Annotated in this window: 24 protein-coding genes; 3 read left to right on the forward strand and 21 right to left on the reverse strand. The window is 39.7% G+C overall.

The window, feature by feature from the left end; all coding sequences use genetic code 11:
- The 6 genes from NTV63_02615 to NTV63_02640 all read right to left on the reverse strand — a co-directional run.
- The coding region (locus NTV63_02615; GenBank protein MCX6709825.1) for a hypothetical protein at nucleotides 1-1,995 on the reverse strand (1,995 nt) is incomplete at its 3' end.
- 22 nt (nucleotides 1,996-2,017) lie between these two features.
- On the reverse strand, nucleotides 2,018-3,649 hold the full coding sequence (locus tag NTV63_02620) for a DNA-directed DNA polymerase II small subunit (protein ID MCX6709826.1): 1,632 nt from the start codon (nucleotides 3,647-3,649) through the stop codon (nucleotides 2,018-2,020).
- A 67-nt stretch (nucleotides 3,650-3,716) separates the two neighbouring features.
- Nucleotides 3,717-4,925: an ORC1-type DNA replication protein gene (locus tag NTV63_02625; GenBank protein MCX6709827.1), complete on the reverse strand. Its 1,209-nt coding sequence runs from the start codon at nucleotides 4,923-4,925 to the stop codon at nucleotides 3,717-3,719.
- Between the two features lie 1,180 nt (nucleotides 4,926-6,105).
- Entirely contained in the window at nucleotides 6,106-6,810 is a 705-nt protein-coding gene (locus NTV63_02630) for a hypothetical protein (GenBank protein MCX6709828.1), read from the reverse strand.
- Nucleotides 6,801-7,916: a glycosyltransferase family 2 protein gene (locus NTV63_02635; protein MCX6709829.1), complete on the reverse strand. Its 1,116-nt coding sequence runs from the start codon at nucleotides 7,914-7,916 to the stop codon at nucleotides 6,801-6,803. The genes NTV63_02630 and NTV63_02635 overlap by 10 nt, the downstream gene beginning before the upstream one ends.
- An 81-nt stretch (nucleotides 7,917-7,997) precedes the next feature.
- On the reverse strand, nucleotides 7,998-8,804 hold the full coding sequence (locus NTV63_02640; GenBank protein MCX6709830.1) for a hypothetical protein: 807 nt from the start codon (nucleotides 8,802-8,804) through the stop codon (nucleotides 7,998-8,000).
- A gap of 191 nt (nucleotides 8,805-8,995) precedes the next feature.
- On the opposite strand from NTV63_02640, the gene NTV63_02645 reads away from it, so the two are divergent.
- From NTV63_02645 to NTV63_02655, 3 genes are all read left to right on the forward strand, one after another.
- Nucleotides 8,996-9,967 carry a hypothetical protein gene (locus tag NTV63_02645; GenBank protein ID MCX6709831.1) on the forward strand — a complete coding sequence of 324 codons (972 nt, stop codon included), beginning with the start codon at nucleotides 8,996-8,998 and terminating at the stop codon, nucleotides 9,965-9,967.
- Nucleotides 9,968-10,039: 72 nt separating this feature from the next.
- Complete coding sequence (locus tag NTV63_02650; GenBank protein ID MCX6709832.1) at nucleotides 10,040-10,234, forward strand: hypothetical protein; 195 nt, start codon at nucleotides 10,040-10,042, stop codon at nucleotides 10,232-10,234.
- Nucleotides 10,235-10,276: 42 nt separating this feature from the next.
- The gene (locus NTV63_02655; GenBank protein ID MCX6709833.1) at nucleotides 10,277-11,182 is read left to right on the forward strand and encodes an S-methyl-5-thioribose-1-phosphate isomerase; all 906 of its coding nucleotides are present in this window, start codon (nucleotides 10,277-10,279) and stop codon (nucleotides 11,180-11,182) included.
- 80 nt (nucleotides 11,183-11,262) lie between these two features.
- Here the strand turns inward: NTV63_02655 and NTV63_02660 are convergent, their stop codons facing one another.
- From NTV63_02660 to amrB, 15 genes are all read right to left on the reverse strand, one after another.
- Nucleotides 11,263-11,958 (reverse strand): hypothetical protein, encoded by a 696-nt coding sequence (locus NTV63_02660; GenBank protein ID MCX6709834.1) that lies wholly within the window; start codon nucleotides 11,956-11,958, stop codon nucleotides 11,263-11,265.
- 3 nt (nucleotides 11,959-11,961) lie between these two features.
- Complete coding sequence (locus NTV63_02665) at nucleotides 11,962-13,983, reverse strand: minichromosome maintenance protein MCM (GenBank protein ID MCX6709835.1); 2,022 nt, start codon at nucleotides 13,981-13,983, stop codon at nucleotides 11,962-11,964.
- 93 nt (nucleotides 13,984-14,076) lie between these two features.
- A complete protein-coding gene (locus NTV63_02670; protein MCX6709836.1) occupies nucleotides 14,077-14,631 on the reverse strand; it encodes a TATA-box-binding protein in 555 nt (184 codons plus the stop codon).
- Nucleotides 14,632-15,118: 487 nt separating this feature from the next.
- A complete protein-coding gene (locus NTV63_02675) occupies nucleotides 15,119-15,274 on the reverse strand; it encodes a hypothetical protein (GenBank protein MCX6709837.1) in 156 nt (51 codons plus the stop codon).
- Between the two features lie 62 nt (nucleotides 15,275-15,336).
- Nucleotides 15,337-15,918: a hypothetical protein gene (locus NTV63_02680; protein ID MCX6709838.1), complete on the reverse strand. Its 582-nt coding sequence runs from the start codon at nucleotides 15,916-15,918 to the stop codon at nucleotides 15,337-15,339.
- On the reverse strand, nucleotides 15,915-16,430 hold the full coding sequence (locus NTV63_02685) for a hypothetical protein (GenBank protein MCX6709839.1): 516 nt from the start codon (nucleotides 16,428-16,430) through the stop codon (nucleotides 15,915-15,917). The genes NTV63_02680 and NTV63_02685 overlap by 4 nt, the downstream gene beginning before the upstream one ends.
- A gap of 6 nt (nucleotides 16,431-16,436) precedes the next feature.
- Nucleotides 16,437-16,847, reverse strand: a complete 411-nt coding sequence (locus NTV63_02690) for a hypothetical protein (GenBank protein MCX6709840.1) — start codon at nucleotides 16,845-16,847, stop codon at nucleotides 16,437-16,439.
- A gap of 1 nt (nucleotide 16,848) precedes the next feature.
- Nucleotides 16,849-17,463, reverse strand: a complete 615-nt coding sequence (locus NTV63_02695; protein MCX6709841.1) for a hypothetical protein — start codon at nucleotides 17,461-17,463, stop codon at nucleotides 16,849-16,851.
- Nucleotides 17,464-17,474: 11 nt separating this feature from the next.
- Nucleotides 17,475-18,320 (reverse strand): hypothetical protein, encoded by an 846-nt coding sequence (locus NTV63_02700; protein ID MCX6709842.1) that lies wholly within the window; start codon nucleotides 18,318-18,320, stop codon nucleotides 17,475-17,477.
- 9 nt (nucleotides 18,321-18,329) lie between these two features.
- Nucleotides 18,330-18,581: a hypothetical protein gene (locus NTV63_02705; protein ID MCX6709843.1), complete on the reverse strand. Its 252-nt coding sequence runs from the start codon at nucleotides 18,579-18,581 to the stop codon at nucleotides 18,330-18,332.
- Nucleotides 18,582-18,588: 7 nt separating this feature from the next.
- The gene (locus tag NTV63_02710) at nucleotides 18,589-18,726 is read right to left on the reverse strand and encodes a hypothetical protein (GenBank protein ID MCX6709844.1); all 138 of its coding nucleotides are present in this window, start codon (nucleotides 18,724-18,726) and stop codon (nucleotides 18,589-18,591) included.
- Nucleotides 18,727-18,728: 2 nt separating this feature from the next.
- Nucleotides 18,729-18,878: a hypothetical protein gene (locus NTV63_02715; GenBank protein MCX6709845.1), complete on the reverse strand. Its 150-nt coding sequence runs from the start codon at nucleotides 18,876-18,878 to the stop codon at nucleotides 18,729-18,731.
- 52 nt (nucleotides 18,879-18,930) lie between these two features.
- Nucleotides 18,931-19,776, reverse strand: coding sequence for a hypothetical protein (locus NTV63_02720; protein ID MCX6709846.1), 846 nt, complete (start codon nucleotides 19,774-19,776; stop codon nucleotides 18,931-18,933).
- 21 nt (nucleotides 19,777-19,797) lie between these two features.
- A complete protein-coding gene (locus NTV63_02725; protein ID MCX6709847.1) occupies nucleotides 19,798-20,499 on the reverse strand; it encodes a hypothetical protein in 702 nt (233 codons plus the stop codon).
- Nucleotides 20,500-20,638: 139 nt separating this feature from the next.
- Nucleotides 20,639-21,420: AmmeMemoRadiSam system protein B (amrB, locus tag NTV63_02730; GenBank protein ID MCX6709848.1), on the reverse strand; the 782-nt coding region annotated here is incomplete at its 5' end.

Raw genomic sequence — 21,420 nt, forward strand, 5'->3', positions numbered from 1 at the left:
GGTGTGCGGGCTTCCTGTAAGCTGCCTCATTTTGGCCTTTTCCGGGCGCCCCATCCTTGCCCCGATGAATATTCCTGCTTTGTCCCTTATCTTAAGCCCTGAAATCCTGTTGACTGCATCAAGCGCGCTTTCTGATGAGCATATTATCTCAAGCTCTCTTTTCACTTCAGGGCTTATCTCTGAATCAAAATCAAGCCCGCTTCTCTTTTTTTGAAGTATGGGAAAAATCCGCATGAGAATTTCTTCTTCATTTCCCTCTATTATCACATATTCTGTTGCAAGAGCGTGTGGAAGCCCTATTGACTCGAGAATTCTTTTTTCATCTTTTTTCAGCGGAAGAACTATTCTTTTTGCGCTGCCTTCCCCGTTCCTGAATTCCGCCAATGAAAACCATTCTACCATTCTTGAGATGTCGCTTTTTGAAAGCGCTTTCCAGTAATGTGTGTACGCAGGATGGAGCGGCATTCCTGTTTTTTCTGAAATGATTATTGCTTCTCCCGGCTCTGGCCTGAAAAGCTGCTCTGATATTTTTTTCAGCATTTCTGAAGGAAGCTCTGTAAATGAGGACAGCTTTTCAAAGTCAAGGCTTCCGAAGAGATTTACTGTCATGTTCTCAAATTCCCTTGCATACTGCTCTTCTGTGTATCCTGGCGGGATAAGAATGTGGTTCCTGTCAAGAAAATCTCCGTAGGAAATCAGTATGTCGCCGAGAAATATTATCTCCTTTACTTCCGGTAATCTGTTTTTTGCCTCTGATTCTGTGCTTATCTGGATGACGCTTTCATCTGCAAGCTTCACTATAGGGCCCTCTATTGTGTCGCAGGGCGTTATTGCCGCTGCTTTTCCGGGCCTTTCAAGCTTCAGCTGGGTTCCTGTCGCAATGTATTTCTTCAGAAGAATCATTGTTGCCGGATGTATTGATGCCGCAGAATACCCGCTCAGCCTGCATCTTCCGTATCTCAGCCTGAAGCCCCCGAACGCCATTGGATGAGTTAATACCGGGCGCCCTGCAACAAGGTCTGAGATGAAGGTGTAGTTTGGAACTATTTTTTCTGCGCTGTCCTCTTTTTTTGACTCTGATGCATTTGCCTTTTTTTGTATGAGAAGGAATTCCTCGAGAAAATTCCAGTCTTCAAGTTCAAACTCCTTTCCCCATTTGCTGAGCTCTTTCCACAGCTTTTTTGCTTTCAGCGCAAGCATTGACACTACAAGCGCGACTCCGCCTCTGATTTTGTTGGTTTCAACTCTGGGAATGTCCTTGTTTTTGCTCACTTCCATCTTTTCTGTAGGGTCGCCATCCACCTCAACAGGGCAGTTCTTCATAAGAAACGCTATTTCTTCGGGGCTTCCGTGGTATTGCAGGTTTGTGACCCTCTCATGGTAATCCTCAAGCTCAACCACATATCTTTCAACCTCATTTTCATCTGGGTCATATTGTGCATATCCGTTTCTCTTTCTCACATAGTCTGCTATTATCAGCGACACTGCTGCTGCAGTTCCTCCTGCTCCTCTTATCGGGCCGGAAAATTTGGCTGCAAAATACTCTTTTCCGTCTCTTCTCTTTTTCAGCTTAAGCTCTGTAAACCCCTCAAGGGGCGCCGAGACTATTCCCTGCGTGTGGTATGTGAATCCTGTCTTTATCCCAATTTCCATTGCTTCAAGCTTGCTTTTGAATTTGCAGAATTTTTCTGCTGCAACCTCATCTGCTATAACAAGCGCAACACGCCAGTCAAGGGCGCTGTATTTTTTCTCAAGCTCTTTTATCCGCTTGATTATTGTAGGTCCTGTCAGCTGGGGCGCAACTGCAGACATAATGCCGTTGACCCTTTCTGCCATGTCCTTTGCAAGGGGAATGTCTGTGTGGTCTTCCGGATCAAGCCCTTTCTTTCTTGCCTTGTTTGCAACTTCATATGCATAATTCAGCTTTTCCTCTATCTCGCCGAAGTATTTCTGAATTTCTATGCTCTCTCCTGTTATTTCTTCTTTTTCTGCCATTTCCTGCTTTTTTTCTTTTTTATTATTTCTCAAACTTGAGGATTTTTATCTCTCCTGTTTTGAGATTCATTATTGGAACCCTTGCCGGCTCTGGGTGGTGCCCGACTCTTTCCTGGAATGCTGTTTTTGACTGCCAGCAGCTTCCGCTTATAAGAACGATGTTTTTGTAGTGGGATACAGAGCATTTGTGAATGTGCCCTGTGAGGAATATGTCCGGTATCTTTGTTATGAGAAGAGGGTCCTTTTCGTGGTCTGGTATTATCTGCGTTGATGTCTGGGAGGGGGCAAGGTGCCTTCTCTGCAGGAGGAATTTCATTATCAGGTCTGCCCGGTCATATCCGCCCTTTACCCTTATTGATTCGACATCAGATGCGTAATAGTCAAAGCTGTATCCGTGATATATTAAAACATTGAATCCTGAGAATCCCTCTGATGATGCAATATTCACCATTGCTGGATTGCTCAGCATTGTGATGTTGGGAAGCTTCCATATGGCGGCTGCAAAGTCCCTGTAAAGCATCGGCTGAGGCTCAGCTATTCTCATTGCGTCGTGGTTTCCCGGAGAAATTATTATCTGCATGCTCTGGGGAATTTTTGAAAGAAGCTCTGCGCACTGCGTGTACTGCTCAGATACGTCCTTTGTCAAAAGGTCTTCATCCTGGTCAGCATAAATTCCAACGCCGTCTATCAGGTCCCCTGCTATGAAAACATATTTTATCTTTTTCGCAATATCTTTCTGCGCCTCTGTTCCCGCATCTGCGTTTATCCATTTGAGAAACCTTCCAAATTCCTCAGAAAGAAAATTCTTTGAGCCGACGTGGAGGTCAGAAAGGAATATTGCATATTCTTCTTCTGCAGTTCCTTTCTTCTCAATAATGCTCGGAATTTCGGGCCTCACTATGGAATTCACGAATATTATGTCTTTTGCAGAAACTCCGCACACCCCGATTACCTCATCAAGAACTGTGTCTTCGCCTTCCATAAGAAGCTCATGCTTGCTCTTGTTGAAAAGCACTTTTGTCTCTCCTGTCTGATCCTCAATTTTCATTATTATGTTGCCGTTTTTTGTCTTGTCCTTGCTGGAAACCATTCCTATTACAGATACGATTTCTCGTTCTGTTTTTTTCTTTGCCCTGCTTATGCTCATCAGGTTTTGGAGTTCCTCCCTGTTTCTCAGCATTGCCTCAAGCCCGCGGTATCTTGCATTAAAATAATCTACAAAATCCTGAACTGTTCTCTTTTTGGATATGTCATCATATGATTCCAGAACAGTTACCCCGCTCCTGTTTTCAGCAAAAACATGCGGGTTTTCCTCTGTTTTTGCCTTTTCTTCTGAATGGGCGTATTCTATGAATTTGTCATAAATCTTGTTGTCTTTCTTTTTTTCAGAAAGGGTTTTTGCCTTTTCAAAATCTGCCCAGTTTATTTCCTTGCCCCTTTTTATGAAATCGATTGCCTCTTCTGTGACAACCATCATGTTTTCTTCGCTTGTGGATAAAAGAATTCTTGCGATGGACTCGATTGCTTTGTCAATCTCCTCTGTGCCTTCAAATATGCTTAATTTTTCAAGAATATCCGGACTGAGAAGAAGTCCTTTTTCCAGGAACATTCTCGATAATTTAGTTATCCTCTGCTTTTTTTCCTGCTCCATCATCTTTCCTTTTTTGCTGTTTTTTTATAGAGAAGTTTTTCCTTGGATTGCCTTGATTATGGGGCGGAAATCAAATGGAAAGGGATTCCTTGACTATTTTTTCCACTTTCTGCAGTGTTTCTTCAGGAAGAGAAAATGAGATTTCCCTTGTTCTTCCGTATCTTCCCTTTGAAATAACCTTCGCTGTTATTATGCCGAGCATGTCAAGCTCTCCAAGGATGTCTGAAACTCTCCTTTGGGTAAGCGGCCTCAGGCTTATCTGCCTGCATATTCCGCGGTAGACCTCATAAACTTCCCCTGTGAATATCGATCCTGTTTTTCTTTTTGATGAAAGGAGCATTATTGAATAAAGTGTTGCCTGATACTGCTTTGGCTGGACTGTTATCACATCAAGAATTCTGTCCTTTTCTATTTTCTCGTCTGCTTCATCCACATCATCTATGGCTACTTTCGTGTGCCCTTTTCGCTCTGCAATCTCACCTGAAACCCTTATCAGCTCAAGCGCCCTTCTTGCATCGCCGTGCTCCCTTGCGGCATATGCCGCGCATTTTTCCACAACTCCGTCATCAAGCGCGCCCGCCTTGAATGCGTTTTTTGTCCTTTTGAAAAGTATGTCCTGGATTTGAAGAGCATTATAAGGAGGGAAAAGCACCTCTTCCTCTGAAAGAGAGCTTTTTATTCTTGAATCAAGGTTGTCCACAAACGGGACAAAGTTTGTTATTCCGACTATTGCAACCTGCGAATTTTTCAGCTCTTCGTTTATTCTTGTAAGATTGTACAGAAGCTCTTCTCCTGCCTTGTCTACAAGCTGGTCTATCTCATCAAGAACAAGGATTACAACCTGCTTCTCCTTGTCCAGAGCAGAAAAGAATATTTTGTAAACCTCGTCAGTTGGAAGCCCTGTTGCCGGAATTTCCTTTCCGAATTCCCTTGCAAGCTGGGCAATAAGCCGGTATTCTGTGTCTGCGACTTTTTTAAGCTTGCAGTTGATGTAGATTATTTTTATTGAAATTCCCTTTTCTGCGCAAAGCTTTCTCATCTGCTCGCTTATGTATTTTACAGAAACTGTCTTTCCCGAGCCTGTTTGCCCGTATATGAAAAGATTAGAAGGCCTTTCCCCTCTTATTGCCGGTCCAAGCACCTCTGCAATCTGCTTTATCTGCTTTTCTCGGTGAGGAACATCTTCGGGGGTATAGTTTGACTGCAGCATGTTCTTGTTTGTAAAAAGAGAGTTGTTTAACAGGAACCTTTCAAAGAATCCTTCCCCCTTTTGAGCCATAAAAATTCCAAATGAAACAGAGGTATTTAAAGGTTTATGTTTTAAAAAAGATAATTTTCTGAATTTGATTCCGTGCAACTATTTTACAGTAATACAAAAAATCAAAAAAATGCGTTTTATCGTCTAAACTTTTGCAGGAAAAAATTTTTCATGCTCTTGTTTTTATAAATTACGAACATTCTGGCTTTAAAAGTTTAAAAAAATGCTTTCTTTTCTCTAATTAAATATTCATAAATTTGCCTGCTCTCACACCCTTATTTCATATGGAACTGCCTTGTTTTTGTTCAAAGTATAATTTTATTCTGAAGATATAAGAAGAGGAATGTTGGAACATGTTGGAAAATATTGAAAAAACATCTTATTTTAATTATATAGTGAAATTTGCAGTCCATTTGCAGCCCTTTTCTCTTTATTTGAACTATGCTAAAATGCGTTTATTTTTGTTTTTTCCTTTGTTTTGCTTTGTTTTTTGTTTTTCTCATTAATTTTCCTTAATTTTAAGAATAAATAGGATTATTTAAAATAATTATTAAAAAGATTATTTTATATAATAGTTTAAATAAAAATAGTTTTATTATCATTACTTTATTTTAATTGTTTTTCATCAATTGTTTTATAATAGTTATTTTAATTTATTCACTTCTTGTTTTTTTATTATTTATTATTATTTTCTATATAGAAAAATATAATAATAAATATAATAAATATAATAAATATAATAAATAATAAATATATTAAATAACATAAATAAAAAAACAACTATTAAGAAATATATTTATCAATGATTATTTTATAATAATTTCAATTAAAAACATATTTTAAATCTTTATTGTCCTTTATTGTCATTTAATCTTTTTTTTCATTATTTTTGAAATTTTTTAAAAATATGCAAATTTTTTTCTGTTTTTTATCAAAAATATGCAAAATAAACATAATAATAGGAAAAATAAAATGAAAAAGCAGCATGAAAGATATTGCAAAAAGCTCTCTTCCTTCTTTTCTTTCAATTCTTCATTGCTTTTTATTATTTTTTAATAATATTTTAATAATGTCTTTTCCATATGAAACAGTGGTGTCAGGGTGTTTTCTGGCAAAAAACCTATTTTTCCTATGGAAAACAATAAAGAAACAAGAATTTATTCAATCTTTTTATTAAATCATAATTAACTGTAAATCATCATCAAACCGGATTGCCGCATAATGACAGGTTTCTTTCACCGCAGAAAATATTTATTATCTCATTTTTGTTTTTTAATCCGCAGTAAATTTCATCTTCAATAGTTATGCAGGGATACGCGCTTATATTGTAGAATTCCACTAAAAGCCCGACTGTCGGCAGCTCAAGGTCAGTGTCAAATGAAAAAATTGCTATCTCATGCGCTTTGTCTATCTCTTCAAGGTCCTTTTTTATGTCCGAAAGAACAAAGGACTGGGCATCGCAGTCAGGGCAGGCATCCTTGTTTTTGTAAAAATAGGAAAGTATTGCCTGGTCACTAATGCAGACCTGATTCACTCTTTTAAGAACAGTAAAGTAAAGCACCTCCCTTCTGTTGAATTTTTTCTTCTGTTCAATGTAAAAGGGGTCTTTTACAAATTCTTCTCTTGCCTGGCGGTATGTGTCTATTTTTCTTCCGAGCTCCCAAAGGTCCTTGTTAAGGTCTGAAATCATGCTTTTAAGAACAACGCAGGACGCATTTTCTCCCATGAATTCAGACATCAGAAACACAGTCTGCATGTCCTCATATTCTTTTACCAGGTTATCCATCTGCCCGACCACATTCTCTTCTCTCTGTTTGTTTAGTGATGTGTTCAGAAAGAGTATCATTGCAAAGATAAGCAAAGTGATAAAAAAGCCGGAAACAAGGATTTTTTTGTCTATCGCCATTTAACTTTCCTCCCAAAGAGAACAGAATAAAATGAGGAAGCCCAGAACACCTGATAAAGGAAAAAAAGGAAAATGTACCCTGCCATTCCAACCGCCTTTTTTCTTAAGTCCTTTTTTGCAAGTCTGAGGCATATTATTGCTCCTATTACAGTAATTAAAAATGAGGTTAATCCAAAAAAGGTCAGCGAATTTATTGAGAGTATGTCAAAATATTTCAGGTTTAGATGGGAAAAGAAATTGAAGTTTGTCAGAGAAAAAAAAGAGATTGTCTTTGCAATATTTTTCAATAAGAGATATGCGGAATAAAAGAACAGCGAGAGCCCCAGGCTGATGAGGACATAATTGTACGGCGTTACAAATGCAAAAGCCCCTATTTTTGAGTCGAAGATTACATCCCGGTGCTGAAATATGGTCATAAGAGAGCCCGAATACCACCTTTTTCTCTGAATATAAAGGGATTTAAGCGTGTTTGGAATAACTGTCCTTACCCTTGTTGTTGTGCAGTTTTCTATTTTATAATGCCCCTTCTGGAGCCGGTATGCAATTTCAAGGTCCTCGGTTATGCTTTTTTCGTCAAAAAGCCCGATTTTTTTGAGCGCGGATGCTAGGTACATTGAAAAGGGCCCAGGCGTAACATGAACTGCATTGAAGAAGGAAAGCGCTTTTAATGAAAGAGAAAGCCCGATCACATACTCTATTTCTATTATCTTTTCAAGGAAATTTTTTGGGTTTTTCACTTCCACGCTGACAGTCACTGCTCCGACTTTTGAGTCATTGAAAAAGGGAAGCATCTTTATTTCCCGGGAAAGATTTTTCCTTACAACAGAGGAAGTGTTGTCTTTGCTTCCGTCATTTACAATTATTATCTCAAGAAGTTTTTTCGGATAGTCTATCTTTTTTAGTGAAGAGAGGGAATCAAATATCTTTTTCCCTTCGTTGTACGCAGGGACTATTATGCTTACCTTCGGGAGGGCATTTTTGCTTTCAAGTTTTGGCGAAGAATAAAGTTCATTTTTCCTTGTCAGGAGAACAAGAAACAAAACCACCATAAAGTAGGTTGAAAGGAACCAAACAGTCATTACAAATATTAGATAGGCAATATTCATTCTTGGTTATGAGAATCAGAGAGAGGTATTAAAAGATTTCGCTATTTTTAGCGAATAATCAAAAAATTTGAAGAACAAAATTCAGTTCTTCTTTTTCTCATTTTTAACAAGGATTTCTGAGGCAGAAAATTCCTTGTTTCTTGAGTCAAACATTTTTTCAATTTCGCTTGCAAAGAATCCCGTGTCAACCCATATTCCCGCATCGTATGAAGGATGAACTTCTGTGTCATCCATCATCATAAACATGAGCTGTCTTCCGTCTACAACAACAAATCTTGCCTTGTCGCTTGTGTTTTTCAGCTCAGCAACCTGTGAGAGCGCGCTCATGATTTCCGCGTTTTCCTTTGTGAAAGGCGCAGCAACAGTTATCTTGACTCCCCTCGCCTTTATTTTTCTGAATGTTTCAAGGAGCTTCTGTGCATCCCGTTCAAGAGAAGATGCAGTTGTCTGCATTATGACCCTTTTTTCAGCGCCCTTTATGAGGGCTTCAACCTGGTTGTCAATGTGCCCTCTCCCTCTTATAGTTCCGCATTTTTCTGTTGCATCCACCATCTCTATTCCGCCTTTGTAGAGGGAATTGAGCTCAGTCAGAACCTCGCTTTTACTGAATTCCTCAATAAGACCGGTCTTTTCTTCCATGTCTTCCGTTATCCCCTTTTTGACTCTCTCAATTACTTCTTCAGGCGTGACAGCCAGGTATTTTATCGGCTTGCCAAGCTTCATGATTATAAACCCTTTTTTTTCCAATGATTCTAAAACATCATAGCTTCTTGACCTGGGAACATTTGCAATGTCAGAGAGTTCGCCAGCAGTTGAAACGCCCCGCGAAAGAAGTGCAACCCAAAGTCGTGCTTCATATGTATTGAGCCCAAAATCTTTTAATTTCATCAAAAAACTTTTTTGGACAATCATATTTATTCAACTCCCCATCACCCGCTTATGCAATCTTGATAACTATTCTGGAGTGAGAAAAACACCTGCCTTATTTAAATCTTTCGTTTCTTTTATTATTGTTCAGTAGCAAATGTTTCAAAATAACTGATGAAAACCAACAATCTTTATTAATCTGCTCATTTCTTATGACGCTGATAGATATGAGCGAACTTCTTGATTTAAATGCTTCATGGGGCAAAAGCATCATGCTTGTGGGCCCAATGAACGCAGGAAAAACAGAAAAGGCAATAAGATGGGCGCAGGGCATAAAATATCATACAGACTGCAGCATTCTTGCATTTAAGCCGGACATAGACAAAAGGGCGCTTCCAGACAAGATAGTCGCAAACACCTCTGAGGGAAGGCTTACATTTGATGCTATAACAATAAGCAGCAGGAATCCAAGTGAAGCAGTGGGGATTGTTGAAAACAGCTCCTCTTTCATTGATGTTGTGCTTTTTGATGAGGTTAATTTCTTTGACGTATCAATAATTGATGTTTTTGAGAAGCTCAAGAGGAGCTCTTGCGGCAGAAAAAGGGTGATAATAGGAACCGGGCTTGACAAAAGTTTTAGGGGAGAGCCATTTGAGCCCGTTCCTTTTGTTACTGCAAAAGCAGACATCACAGAAAGCCAGGCAGCATACTGCAAGCACATTATTAAAGAGAATGACAGGATTCATCAATGCAAGAAGCCCGCAAAATACACAATGAGGCTCATTGCAGATGAGGGCAATGAGGAGCGCTATGATTTCTTTGACAAGAGCAATAATCCGATTTTAGGAGTGTATCGCCCGGCGCGTTACTATGACCCGACCGTGGTTATTGAAAAGATAGGGCAGGCAAAGGAAAAGAGTTCAGCTCAGCAGGTTTATTACATCTCAGTTTGCCCCGACTGCTTTTTAATTCCCGGAAAAGAGGAAACAGCAAGAATTTACGATTTCATCAGGGAGAGAAAAGGCGTATCTATTGATGATATAGTTAAAGAATTTCCATCCCCCAACACTGAAAGAATAGCGGATTTCCTTTATGAAGAGGGACGTGTTGTTTCAAGAGGGAATGTTCTTTTTCCGCAGAAATATGTTTTCAGCATAGGCATCGGCGCATACGTCAAAGAATAGGCGTTTTTTTGAACTTAGAAAGTTTTTTATATGCCTGCTTCTATTTTAAAACAAAAAGGAGGTGTTTTAGATATGGATATTCCGCCATTATACAATGTCAGCCTGGCAATTATTGTGGGAACACTTTTTGCCATAGTCTACAGCCTTAGAATTCTCGTTCTTCTCGAGAGAAGAATTGCAAGGATGGACTTCAACATAATGAAGATAACTGAGAGTGTTTTCAGCAGGGAAGAAAAGCTTGGGCAGAAGCTTTCAAGGAAAAAGTAATTTTCATTTTTTCTTTTTCGGTTTTTGTGTACGGTGCATGAAATGGAAATAAATGATTATGTTAAAAACATAAAAGAGCTTAAAGTCCAGGGCGCTGAAATGATTGCGCGCTTTGCAGTGGGCGCAGTAAGGGACACTATTGTTAATTCAAAGGCAAAGAGCACAGGAGTTCTTTACAATGAGCTTTTGGATGCAAAGAGGAAGCTCTCCTCGGCAAGGCCGACTGAACCCTGCATGTTCAATTCATTGAAGTATGTTTTTATGAATGTAAACACAAACTCAGTAGTTGAACTTACAAGAAACCTTCTTGAGAGGATAGATTTTGTTCTTAACCACTTTGATTCAAGCCAGGAAATAATTGCGCATATTGCCTCCCAGAAAATAAAGAATGGGAGCATTGTTTTTACGCACTGCCACTCCTCAACTGTTATGGACGTCCTCAAGGAGGCGAAGAAGCAGAAGAAGCGCTTTGAGGTTTATAACACTGAAACACGCCCAAGGTTTCAGGGCAGAGTTACTGCACAGGAGCTTTCAGAGGCAGGAATTCCAGTAACGCATTTTGTTGATTCTGCAGCAAGATATGCGCTTAAGCACTGCGACATTGCCCTTGTGGGCGCTGATGCAATAACTTCTGAAGGAAAAGTTGTAAATAAGATCGGCTCGGAGCTTTTTGCAGAGGTTGCAAAGAAGTTTGAGGTTCCTTTCTACTCGTGCACAGATTCTTGGAAATTTGATGTCGAGAGCATTTTTGGGTATGAAAAGAATCTTGAGATGAGAAGCGAGAAAGAGGTTTGGGAAAATGCTCCCAAGGGCGTTAAGATAAACAATTATGCATTTGAAAAGATTAGCCCTGAGCTGATAAGCGGGATAATCTCTGAGCTTGGAATCTACCGCCCCGATGTTTTCATCCATGAAATAAAGAATGCTTACCCGTGGCTCTTTATATGAATTTTTTTAATTTAAATCATATTATTTAAATGGGGTTTCTTGCTGATTTTTTAGATTTTAGAATTAGTTTTTTCAGTATTTTACAGTATCTTAAGCTTTCCCGCCTTTATCTCAAATATTTCCCCATTCTTAAGAAGATTTTCAATTATCCTGTCAGCCTCGCTTATGTCCGCCTTTTTAATGACTTCATCATAATCTGCCCCGTTTCCGGAATCCATCTTTTTTATGAGTTCATACACCATTTCTGAATTTCCCTTTTTTTCTTCTGCCTTTTCAATGATTTCTTCTGCAACTATCTCCTCTCCTTTTTTCTGAACAGGATTTTCATAGGAAACTCCTCCCTTTTTCGCAATAAGCTCCATTTCAAGGTTTCTTTCCTCAATCCAATCTGCATTTTCAATTTTTCTGACAATTTCAGGCAGGATATATCTTTCTGAGCCGTATTCCCTGGGTTTTCCTATCACAAGAACAAGGTCAGAAATTCCCATGTTTGAAAGCGAATCTGGATTTTCAAAGTTTTTTATGCTTATCCTTCCTGTCCCGTCATCAATTACAACATTTCTGTATGCAACATTTCCTGAGTTTTCGGCCTCATTTGAAATGACTATCCCGATTACATTTACGCGCGCAATTTTTTCTTTATCGCTTATCACTATGAAATTTGGGTTCCATCCCTCGTTTTTCTCATATTTTTCTTCAAGAATGGTTTTTATCCTTATTTTTCTCGCAATCTGCCTTTTTGCCGCGGCGTTTTTTTCCAGAGGTTCTTCTGCCATTTTTTATAGCCTCTGTATTGAGCCGGGTTTTGGCTCGAAGATGTCTCCTGAGCGCTTTAGCTTTTCAATCATTTCTTCTACTTCTGCTTTTCCAATCTGCTGCTGTTCTGCAGCCAAAACAACGTCATCTATCGGTATTGTCTTTCCAAATTTCTCCTCAAGCGAAGCCATTATCACTTTTATCCTCACAAGTTTGTCCCTCTCTGTTGTGGTTATTCCTGTTGTTATCATGTCAATGTCTATCCTTCCTGTTGCCTTGTCTGTTGCAACCTGCCCCAAGCAGAAGTTCAGCAGGTCTATTGCCTTCTTTGCATCTTTTTTTGTGACTTTTTCAGAAAGCCTGATTTTTGCAGATGATTCTGAAAGCCTCACAAGCGCTTCAAGCTGCCTTGCAGATATTGGAACGCTTCTTGTCATTTCATCTGCATTTGTTTCTGTTGAGCGCAGATCAACATAGTAGTTTTCTATCTCTTCCAATGCCCCGTCTGTAAGTTCGGGTTTTATCCTCTGCTTTGCATATGCTATGTATTTCCTGAACATTTCTGTTGGAATCTGCTCAACAACAAGGTCGGGGTTTTGGTGCATTCCAAGGATATATCTTGCCATTTTCTGGTCCTTGTCCTTGTTCGGCAGGTCTTTTATGGGAAATATCAAATCAAACCGGTTTATGAGAGTTGGCGGAAGGTCTATCTGCTTTGCAATTGAATCATAGAAATTGAATCTGCCCTGTTTCGGATTTGCTGCTGCAAGAACAGTTGTTCTTGCCATGAGAGTTGCCTGTATGTTTGCCTTTGAGATTGAAACAGTCTGCTGCTCAAGAGCCTCATGCATTGAGCTCCTGTCCTCATTGCTCATCTTGTCAAGTTCATCTATGCAGCATATTCCCCCGTTTGCAAGAACAAGAGCACCAGCCTCAAGAGTCCAGCCCCCCAAAAACTCATCCTTTACAACAGCAGCTGTTATTCCTGCCCCGCTCACTCCCTTTCCTGCGACATATCTTCCTTTTGGGGCTATAATTCCTACTCTTTTTAGCAGCTGGGACTTTCCTGAACCTGGATCGCCAACAAGAAGCACATGAATATCCCCCCGTGTAACCATTCCGTCTTTTCTCACCTTCTGGATTCCGCCGCAGAGCTGCAGGAGTATTGCCTCCTTTATCTCTTCGTGCCCGTATATTGACGGGGCGACTGATAAGATAAGCTTTTCATATATTTTCGGGTCTTTTGAGAGCTCAATTATCTTTTTCTCTTCCTCTTCGCTTATCTTCATTTCCTGGAATGAGCCCTCTTTTGAGGTTAGGTTGTTGGCTTCAAGCATTATGTCATATTTTGTGGATTTTTTTCCTGATTTCAGGAGCTGGGGTATCTCCTTTACCCAGCCGACAACCTGAATTTTGCTTCCAGGATTTGTCTTTTTCTCTGTTATCGGGCTTACAAGCTCGTCTTTCAGGAGAACATTTATTTTCTTTGGCTGTTCGCCGCCCTCAAGCTGCTCAGGCATCTCCTCAAGCATTAAGCCCTGCGCGTCAATTAGCTCCTTGCTCACAAGCTTGAAATTTCCCTGCTTTCCGCAGCTGCATCTTGTCGGCTCCTTGAAAACAGTGCTGCTCTGGAGCTGGGATATTATTGTTCCGCAGGCAGGGCACTCAAATTTTGCAGAGATTATCTGCGGTCTTACATCAGATTTCTGCCTGACAAGCCCCTCTACCATAATGAGCTTGTTCAGGTGTTCGCTTCTGATATTTCCTATCATTATCCTTTGGGATTCTGAAACATTGGAAAGCCTTATTTTGAGTTTTGTTTCCTTGTTGAAGTTCTCAAACTGTTCAAGGGATATCTCGCCTGCCTTGAGCGTGTCTTCTGGCTGTTCAATTAAGTCATCTGCAAGTTCGGGGTTGAATCTTGCAAGCTCTGAGAAATCAACTACAATGGATTTTTTTCCCTGGCGGTTTGCCTCAAACACTTCAGTCTGGTAGAATCGTTCAAAGAATTCCAGCCATTTCTTAACCTGCTCAGTTGCTTCCATCTTTTTTCCTCTTCTTTAATATGGTTAAATCAGGATGGTGATTTGTCCTCTTTTCCAATTCAACCCCCTAAAATAATCAAAAATAATTATGATTTACTTCTTTTTCTGCTTTACAAGCCCCTTCAGGTTTTCAATAAGCTTGTCGCATGCCTTATCTACCTGTTCCTCTGATTTTGTTCCTGTGCACACAATCTTTCCGTTGCTGAAGAGAAGGAAGGTTGCTCTCATTTCAGGAAGCTTGTAGACAAGCCCAGGGAACTGCTCTGGCTCGTATTCTGTGTTCTTTAATTTCATTGCAAGGTCATTGAGGTTCAAGTCAGCCCCGATTGAGCCGGACGCCACAATGTTCTGTATTGTGACTTCAGGGGTTATTGTGATTTTTATTCCTATTTTCTCAAGGCTCTTTATGATTTTTTTGATTGATGCATCAACCTTGTCCATTGAGCGTGCGCCTGTGCACACAATGTTTCCCGAGCTGAAGATGAGGGCAGATGTTTTTGGGTCCTTTATCCTTATCACAAGCCCCGGAAACTGCTCAGGATTGTATTCTGTGTTGCTGAGAGTTGCAGCCATCTTTTCAAGAGGAATCTCATGCTTTAATGAGCTGCTCACTACAATATTTACAACCTTTATGTCTTTCTTTTCCATTTTGTTTAAACCCCCTTTTGAAACAGATAAGTCAAAAATAATTTTTTAAATCATTTAAATACTATGAAGAATGAACTTATTTATAAACTCTTTTATTTATAAATGATTTTTTTAAAAAATAGAGTTTGCAGGTTATGTGCCCCCTTTATTTCTCATGGAATCTTATGGGCAGGGGCGTTTTAAGCCAGAATTTTGCCATTTTAGACGTTTTAAGAAAACAACACCCCATCATTTCCTATGGAATTTTAGGGTTTAAAAGCGCCAAGAACATAACACTCAAAAACACACCTTATTTTAATACTTTTATGTAATCTATTTTGCAATATCTATTTTAAACTGCGATAAACCCCGATTTTTATTGCTTTTTTTTAAGAATTTAAGCCCCGAAAGGGAGTTGCACCCTTGGTCTTCGCTTTACGAAAGCGACGCATTGGCTACTATGCTACCGGGGCATTTTTTTATTTTTTTTTATCTTTCTGTTTTTTTTTCAGAGATTTTTAATGATTTCTTTTTTTTCCAAAAATTTCTTCTGGCACTCAAAGCATATTGGGTGCATCCTGCCCTTTTCATCTTTCACATAAGCGCCCTTTATCTTTCCTAAAAATCCCTCTTCAATCCGGTTTTTGCATATTTCGCATTTCATTTGAACCACTCTTTCTAAAAAGCTTGCACGCTTTTTATTAAGCTTTTGTTTTTAGCCAAGAATTACTGTTTTGCCGCAGTTTCCAAGTATGAGCCGCTCATCTCAATAGTTGCGCTTCCGCCCACATCGTAGTATATTGGAATTGAAATCCTGCTTGTGTATTTTTCAACATAATCCTGCGCATAGATGTTTTTAATCACAGATTCACAATCGCCTTCAATTTCAAGATTTTCTGTTCCCATCAGGTTTCCCGCAGGATGAGTCCAGATTATTGTTATTCTCGGGCAGCCTATCTTTGAGTTTTTCATTAGGTTTAATGTTTCTTCAGTTAATTTCTGTTCATATTTTTTTGGCTCAGCAGCCCAGAGCGAAATAAGCTCTGAAATTTCAGTTTCCCTTCCATCAACAGAAACAGGCGCTCTTGCATAGTTTATTATGAATGTGTTTATGTCAGAGCTTCTGCTTTTTGTGATGAGCTGCTCATCACTTTCTGTTTTTGAGCATCCCCTTATTGAAAACATTGTCAGGATGAAAAAAAGCACGATTACCCCGTACAAAAGTATTGAAAAGACAAAGGGAAGTATGTCTCCTACACCGCTGCCCTTCTTTGATTTTATTTTTTTCCAGTTAGCCATTTTGTTCATGCGCTGTTGGGAATTATCACGCTTATTGTTATCCAGCCATTCCTGTTTTTCTCTTTTTCCCTGATTAGCACAGGGCCTTCCTCAACATATTCTGTTGCTGAGCCCGCTCCGGAAATTCCGGTTATGCTTTCCCAAAGAATATACCTGTCCTTGTTGTAGAATGCTTCATGCTTTTCAGATGCCCCGTCGAGTATTTCAATTTTTGCAGCAAGCTTTTCAGTTGTGCTGAAATTCAGGCACTTTTCAAAGATTTCGTTATTCACCCTTTCAAGTTCTATTGTTCCGGGGTATACCCTGTCTAATTCATCATCATAGGATGAAAAGCAGTTTTTTGAGTATAATATTGCATTTGAGTAAACCTTTGCCTCAACAGGCCCCACATACGTCTTTGTGCTCACAAAAGCATTTGCAAAGAACACATAGGAAAGAAAAAGCATAACCAGAAAGAGTAGGAGGGGGACTGCAAGAACCACATCAAATCCAATTGATTCGCCTCGTTTGTTTGAAATCATTTTTCATCAGTTTATTTTAAGCAGGTTTGTTCCGTTGTTTTCCACTGCAATTTTATTTTCAAATGTTTTTTTTTCGTCAGAAATGTTTTCCTGGCAGGCATAGGGATAGCTGTTTTTTGCACCGAACGAATCAATTATGGATGAGTTTTTTTCTCCAAGAACTGCTGTGAATTTAAACTGCCCAAGTTCAGTCGGATAATTGTACTTCAGCTCCCCGGGGCTTGCCTGAATCGTCCCCATTATGAGCGCAAGGTCCCGTGTTATGTAGATTTTCTCAAACGCATTTTCAGATGTTACAGATTTTGTGTATCTCAATGAAAGAAGGAACATCCCTGCAAAGCATATCACATAAAACATTGTAAGGTAAAAGTCAGATGTTCCTTCCCCTTTTTTTTGAAGAATTTTTCCATTTCTCATCTTACTGCACTTTGCTGAAATAGAGTCCGATTCTGCCGCCCTCATCTTTTTTCTCAAATTGTAGGACTCCTGTAACGCTGTTGAACCTTATCCAGTCAGTGAAACATGCGCTTCTTAAGCATAAGTAGTGCATGTCTGTTCCAGGAAAATTCGCTCCTGCGTCATAATCATATTTTGGGTCCGGATTAAACAATATAAAGTCAACATTGTTTATCTCCTTGCACTCTATCTTAATAAGCCCCTTTGCCCGGTAGATGCAAAGGCAGCTTTTGTCAAAGCATGCCGCATCATTTGGAGCAACAATTATGGCTCCCCGTGATGTGAAACAGTTGTAAACAACTTTTCTGCCCTCCTTTCCGAATCCCAGAAGAACCATGTCCCTGTTAACATAAAAAGCGTATTTTTCGCTCTCTCCGGCTTTCAGTGCATTTATCTTGTCTGTCACAAGATTAAAATTTTTGGATGTCCCTCTGTCGTTTCCCATGTATGCCTGGTAGATTGAAGTAAAAATATATAATAAAAGTATGAATCCTACAACTCCCAGGAGTATCCTAAATATTTCCCCCATTAGTTCAGTAACATTTCCTTTTTTTCCGGGGAAAAAGCGTTTTTTCATATTATTCTGTTTTACACCTTAAGAACGCTAATCTGCGCCCAGCCAGTTGCTGAGCCGATGTGGTAAAGCGCGTATTTTGACACAATAACCTCAAATCCCTCGCTTCCGCATTTTGCGCTTCCTCCGTTTTCCCTGATTTTAAGTTCGCATACAATATTCTCCCCCGCGCTTGAGATTTTATTTACCCTTAAGTGAGCGCCTTCCTCAAGTCCTGCCCTGAAAACTTTTGTCAGCGTAATTGAATATTTGCTCCTTCCAAACCAAAAACTAACGCTGTTTGTTCCCTTGTTGGAATCAGTGTCAAGTTTAACCCCGTTTGGAAGCGGGTATTTGCTCTTTGAATACACCTGAAGGTTTGCTCCGTAATATTCATCTGTTTTTTCATCTTTTAAAAGTTCAATTAATTTAAGGCACAACCCGGAATTCTCATTCATGCAACAGTCATTTTTTCCAGCAGAAAATTTCCATTCACTTGTTTCTGCGCAGCCCAAAACCTCTTTTTTGTCTTTGTCCTTAACTGTTACTGTTATTGCATCATTGTCATTGGGTTCAGAGATTGTTAAAAAATATGTTTCTGGTCCTGGAATCTCAACCTTTTGCTCTGAGCCGAATTCAAATGCCGATTTCTCGCCGGGCATATTTTCAGCTGCCTTTGCAGTCTGCACCCCGAAAAGCTTGTCCCATACTCCGGTAAGCCCGATTGAGGCTTTATCCATTGAGCTTCCTGCGGCAGTTCCGCCTTTTTTGACAACATAATTGTTTATCATCACGATTGAAACAAGAATAAGCGCAACAACAATTACAACTCCGCCTATTGTTGACCATGTGTCATTCCCTTTTTTGTTAATCCTTCTCATTTTATCCTCTCACTTTCCCAGCTCTATTTTTTTGCAGCATATTTCTTTTTCACCGCAGCCGCTTCCGATAACCGGGCCCTCATTAAAGTTTATATCGCATTTTTCCTTGCATGTTCCCCCGCCGTTAATGCAGCCCTGTGAGCCTATGAAATTTGAGATTGTGCTCCTGAATATGAAAAGCGTCACCAAAAGAACAGCAAGCGCAATTATTGCTATTATTATGACATTTATTGAAAGTTCTATCCCCTTTTTGCTTTTCATTTTTCACCTAAGGCGTTATTGTTATCTGCGAGCTTAAAATGGGGGAAACTGCCTTTTGTATGAGCGGTCCCGCTATCAGAATCATTGCGAGGACAACAGCAAAAACTATTACAAATTTTGCTATTGTTTCCCAGGTAAGCGACATTTTTATCCTATCCTTATGACATTTTTTGTCTGATTCCAGATGTCAGCAAGCTTGTCTCTTGATGCAGCTATTATGAGCGCAAGTATCAAAAGCAGCACAAGCGCAAATATCCATTTTCCTATGGTTGATTCAACCATCGCCCGCTTATTCATTGAAAATCGCCAGTATACTATTTTATAAATTAATATACTTTTTATATTTAAATCATTTGGTTTTTGGAATGTCAGTGCATCCTATCTCAGATATTTTTTCTGTTTCCACGAACATTACCGCAGGATGCCATAGTGAATCATCTGCTCCTGCCTGCGAGCCAATTATGCTTCCAGTCACTGATGCGATAGCCGCTGCTTTTGCAATAATCACAATTCCAACAGGCAGTCCTGCTCCGCTTGCAATAAGCCCAAGTCCGATGCCGGCGGTAGCAGCGATTCCCGCTCCAATTCCAATTTTTGCAATTGTGCTCATTCTTGACTTTTTTGCATAAACAAACATAATCCCATATTGTTTTGAGGTGTCTATCTTGAATTCGCTGTCTAAGGATTGTGCCTGGTTTTTTAGAATTTCATAATCTTCAATTCCCGTTCCCAGAAATTCAAGATAAGTTTCGTTTCCCAGAGGGGTTTTTTCAGTTGCAAGGAAGCTTCCCAGTCCATAAATCTCTTTTTGTGCACCTGAAAATTTTATTGATGAGCAAATCACGCAGAACTTTTCGTTTCTCGTGTCAAAAAGCTCAAGCTTTCCCTGTCCGAAGTTGTCCCAGCACTCATACATCTCATTTGCAATTGTTTTTTCTATTTCAGAGTTGCTTTTTGAAGAAGGCAATGAAATGTATTTTGTCGGGCACTTTATTGATTCTGAAAGGGGCTTTCCGCCAATCATAAGTTTTGAATACATAAGAACGCTTTGCTTGCAGATTTGCTTCTGGGCGTTTTCTTCTGCATCTCTGCTTGCATTATACATGAAAAACAGGAGAACTATGAGCGCCAGCGCCCCAATTATGAAAAACACAATGGATTCTCTTTCAAGCGCGTTTTTTCCCAGTTTTTTCATTTTAAATCCATTCATAGAATATTAGTAAAATCTTACGCAGTCCTCTGGCACTTGTTCTATATCCGCAAAAAGAAGTATCGGAGCATACGTCGGCTGATGGGCTTCAAATATTACCTGATAAGTTTTTTCTGTTCTTATTTCATTGTCAATCTTAAAATCTGTTTTTAATTCCTGGTTTAGTTCAGGCGCCTTGTTCATGAAATAATCAAGATAGCTTTCTTTTGCACCGAGAACATTGTTCTGTGAAAGCCAGGCAGTGAAGTCACTTATTAGCGGGACTTCTTTGATTATTTCCTTACTAAATGTTATCTCAGAGCACACAACGCAGATGTTTGCATTTCTCATTATTCCCGCCTGCGTGAAATCAAACTGCCCTCTGCTGAATTGGTACCAGCAGTCATACATTTCGTTTGCAACAATTCTTTTTATCTTCTCTTCTGTTCCAGAATCAGTTATCTCTTTCATTGTTTCAATTTCCTTGCCGTTTTTTAGCACAGAATCCCTATTTATCTCAATAATCTGGGTGTTGCATTTCAAGTCTATAATTCCGTCTGTCAGGTAAAAAGATGCTTTTTTTCCTGCCCATTTCGCAATTACGCTCATCCTGCAAATCTCCTTGTCAGAAACGCCTTTTGTGTATGCAACTGAGTTTGCAAACCACACGGCAATTGAGAAGAAGACAAGCAGGAGGAGAATGAGCCCGATTATCACCTTTGTTTCCAAGAGCAATCACCTTTTAAAATATGAATGAGTTTTATCCAAAAATCCCCGAAGCAACCCGAAAGATTATTAATCCGAAAATTGCCATGAATGTAACTATTAATATCAGTCTTATAATCTCGCTCCAGGCAATTTCCATTTTTCACCTGAAAATTATGCTTGCATATCCCACTGTGTTCTTGTAATCTCCTGTGAGGTCTCCTGACTGGTAATATTGCAGGAGCTCTGCCTTTGAAAACCTGACTGTTCTTAGCATAAGTGCAATCGGCAGTGCACCGCAGATTGTTGCGCCGGTCTCTTCAACATACTTTAGGAAGCCCTCGTCATCCCGCTTTTTTATGAGCGCAATTGCATTTGTGTCAAGCTCGTAAAGATTCTTCTCAACTTCAAGAGTGAATGGCATGTATCTGTAATTGTGCCCGTAGTGCGTGAAGTCAGAGCTTACTATAATCATAACCTTCTTCCCGCTCTCAATTATGGTTTCCTTAAGGTCTATTGCAAGCTTCTTGTAGTCAATGTCTTCTGACACAACAAGGGGTAAAATCTTAATTCTGTTTATCTCACTCTTATCCACAAACTGCAGGAAGGGCAGCTGCACCTCGACAGAATGCTCGTCTGCATGGGCAAGCTCGTTTTCCTTCAGCCCTGACTTTTTCATAAGGGCTTCTGCAAAAATCTTGTCAACCCGCACTTCTGAAAAAGGTGTTTTCCACATCTCTGTTGAGATTCCGCTCCCAAATCCCGTGTGTGCAGTCCCTATTATTATGTAAAGGTCAGGGATTTCAGCTTCTCCTATTGCCTTGTATGCCCAGGCAGCGCACATTCCCGAGTAGACATATCCTGCATGCGGGCAGATTGCAGCCAGAATTTTCCCTTTTCTCTTGTTTATTGGGAGAGCTCCCGGACCCTTTCTTCCGGCAAAGC

The sequence above is a fragment of the Candidatus Woesearchaeota archaeon genome, assembly GCA_026394965.1.
Lineage (GTDB): Archaea > Nanobdellota > Nanobdellia > Woesearchaeales > 0-14-0-80-44-23 > JAPLZQ01.

Bases quoted from the DNA above. Each gene is read 5' to 3' on its own strand.
- NTV63_02665 (MCX6709835.1), bottom strand. From the start codon at position 13,983: ATGGAAGCAACTGAGCAGGTTAAGAAATGGCTGGAATTCTTTGAACGA.
- NTV63_02705 (MCX6709843.1), bottom strand. From the start codon at position 18,581: ATGAAAAGCAAAAAGGGGATAGAACTTTCAATAAATGTCATAATAATA.
- NTV63_02715 (MCX6709845.1), bottom strand. From the start codon at position 18,878: ATGAATAAGCGGGCGATGGTTGAATCAACCATAGGAAAATGGATATTT.
- NTV63_02690 (MCX6709840.1), bottom strand. From the start codon at position 16,847: ATGAGAAATGGAAAAATTCTTCAAAAAAAAGGGGAAGGAACATCTGAC.
- NTV63_02660 (MCX6709834.1), bottom strand. From the start codon at position 11,958: ATGGCAGAAGAACCTCTGGAAAAAAACGCCGCGGCAAAAAGGCAGATT.
- NTV63_02720 (MCX6709846.1), bottom strand. From the start codon at position 19,776: ATGAAAAAACTGGGAAAAAACGCGCTTGAAAGAGAATCCATTGTGTTT.
- NTV63_02640 (MCX6709830.1), bottom strand. From the start codon at position 8,804: ATGAAATTAAAAGATTTTGGGCTCAATACATATGAAGCACGACTTTGG.
- NTV63_02630 (MCX6709828.1), bottom strand. From the start codon at position 6,810: ATGGCGATAGACAAAAAAATCCTTGTTTCCGGCTTTTTTATCACTTTG.
- NTV63_02675 (MCX6709837.1), bottom strand. From the start codon at position 15,274: ATGAAATGCGAAATATGCAAAAACCGGATTGAAGAGGGATTTTTAGGA.
- NTV63_02710 (MCX6709844.1), bottom strand. From the start codon at position 18,726: ATGTCGCTTACCTGGGAAACAATAGCAAAATTTGTAATAGTTTTTGCT.
- NTV63_02670 (MCX6709836.1), bottom strand. From the start codon at position 14,631: ATGGAAAAGAAAGACATAAAGGTTGTAAATATTGTAGTGAGCAGCTCA.
- NTV63_02620 (MCX6709826.1), bottom strand. From the start codon at position 3,649: ATGATGGAGCAGGAAAAAAAGCAGAGGATAACTAAATTATCGAGAATG.
- NTV63_02685 (MCX6709839.1), bottom strand. From the start codon at position 16,430: ATGATTTCAAACAAACGAGGCGAATCAATTGGATTTGATGTGGTTCTT.
- NTV63_02625 (MCX6709827.1), bottom strand. From the start codon at position 4,925: ATGGCTCAAAAGGGGGAAGGATTCTTTGAAAGGTTCCTGTTAAACAAC.
- NTV63_02695 (MCX6709841.1), bottom strand. From the start codon at position 17,463: ATGAAAAAACGCTTTTTCCCCGGAAAAAAAGGAAATGTTACTGAACTA.
- NTV63_02650 (MCX6709832.1), top strand. From the start codon at position 10,040: ATGGATATTCCGCCATTATACAATGTCAGCCTGGCAATTATTGTGGGA.
- NTV63_02680 (MCX6709838.1), bottom strand. From the start codon at position 15,918: ATGAACAAAATGGCTAACTGGAAAAAAATAAAATCAAAGAAGGGCAGC.
- NTV63_02700 (MCX6709842.1), bottom strand. From the start codon at position 18,320: ATGAGAAGGATTAACAAAAAAGGGAATGACACATGGTCAACAATAGGC.
- NTV63_02635 (MCX6709829.1), bottom strand. From the start codon at position 7,916: ATGAATATTGCCTATCTAATATTTGTAATGACTGTTTGGTTCCTTTCA.
- NTV63_02645 (MCX6709831.1), top strand. From the start codon at position 8,996: ATGACGCTGATAGATATGAGCGAACTTCTTGATTTAAATGCTTCATGG.
- NTV63_02655 (MCX6709833.1), top strand. From the start codon at position 10,277: ATGGAAATAAATGATTATGTTAAAAACATAAAAGAGCTTAAAGTCCAG.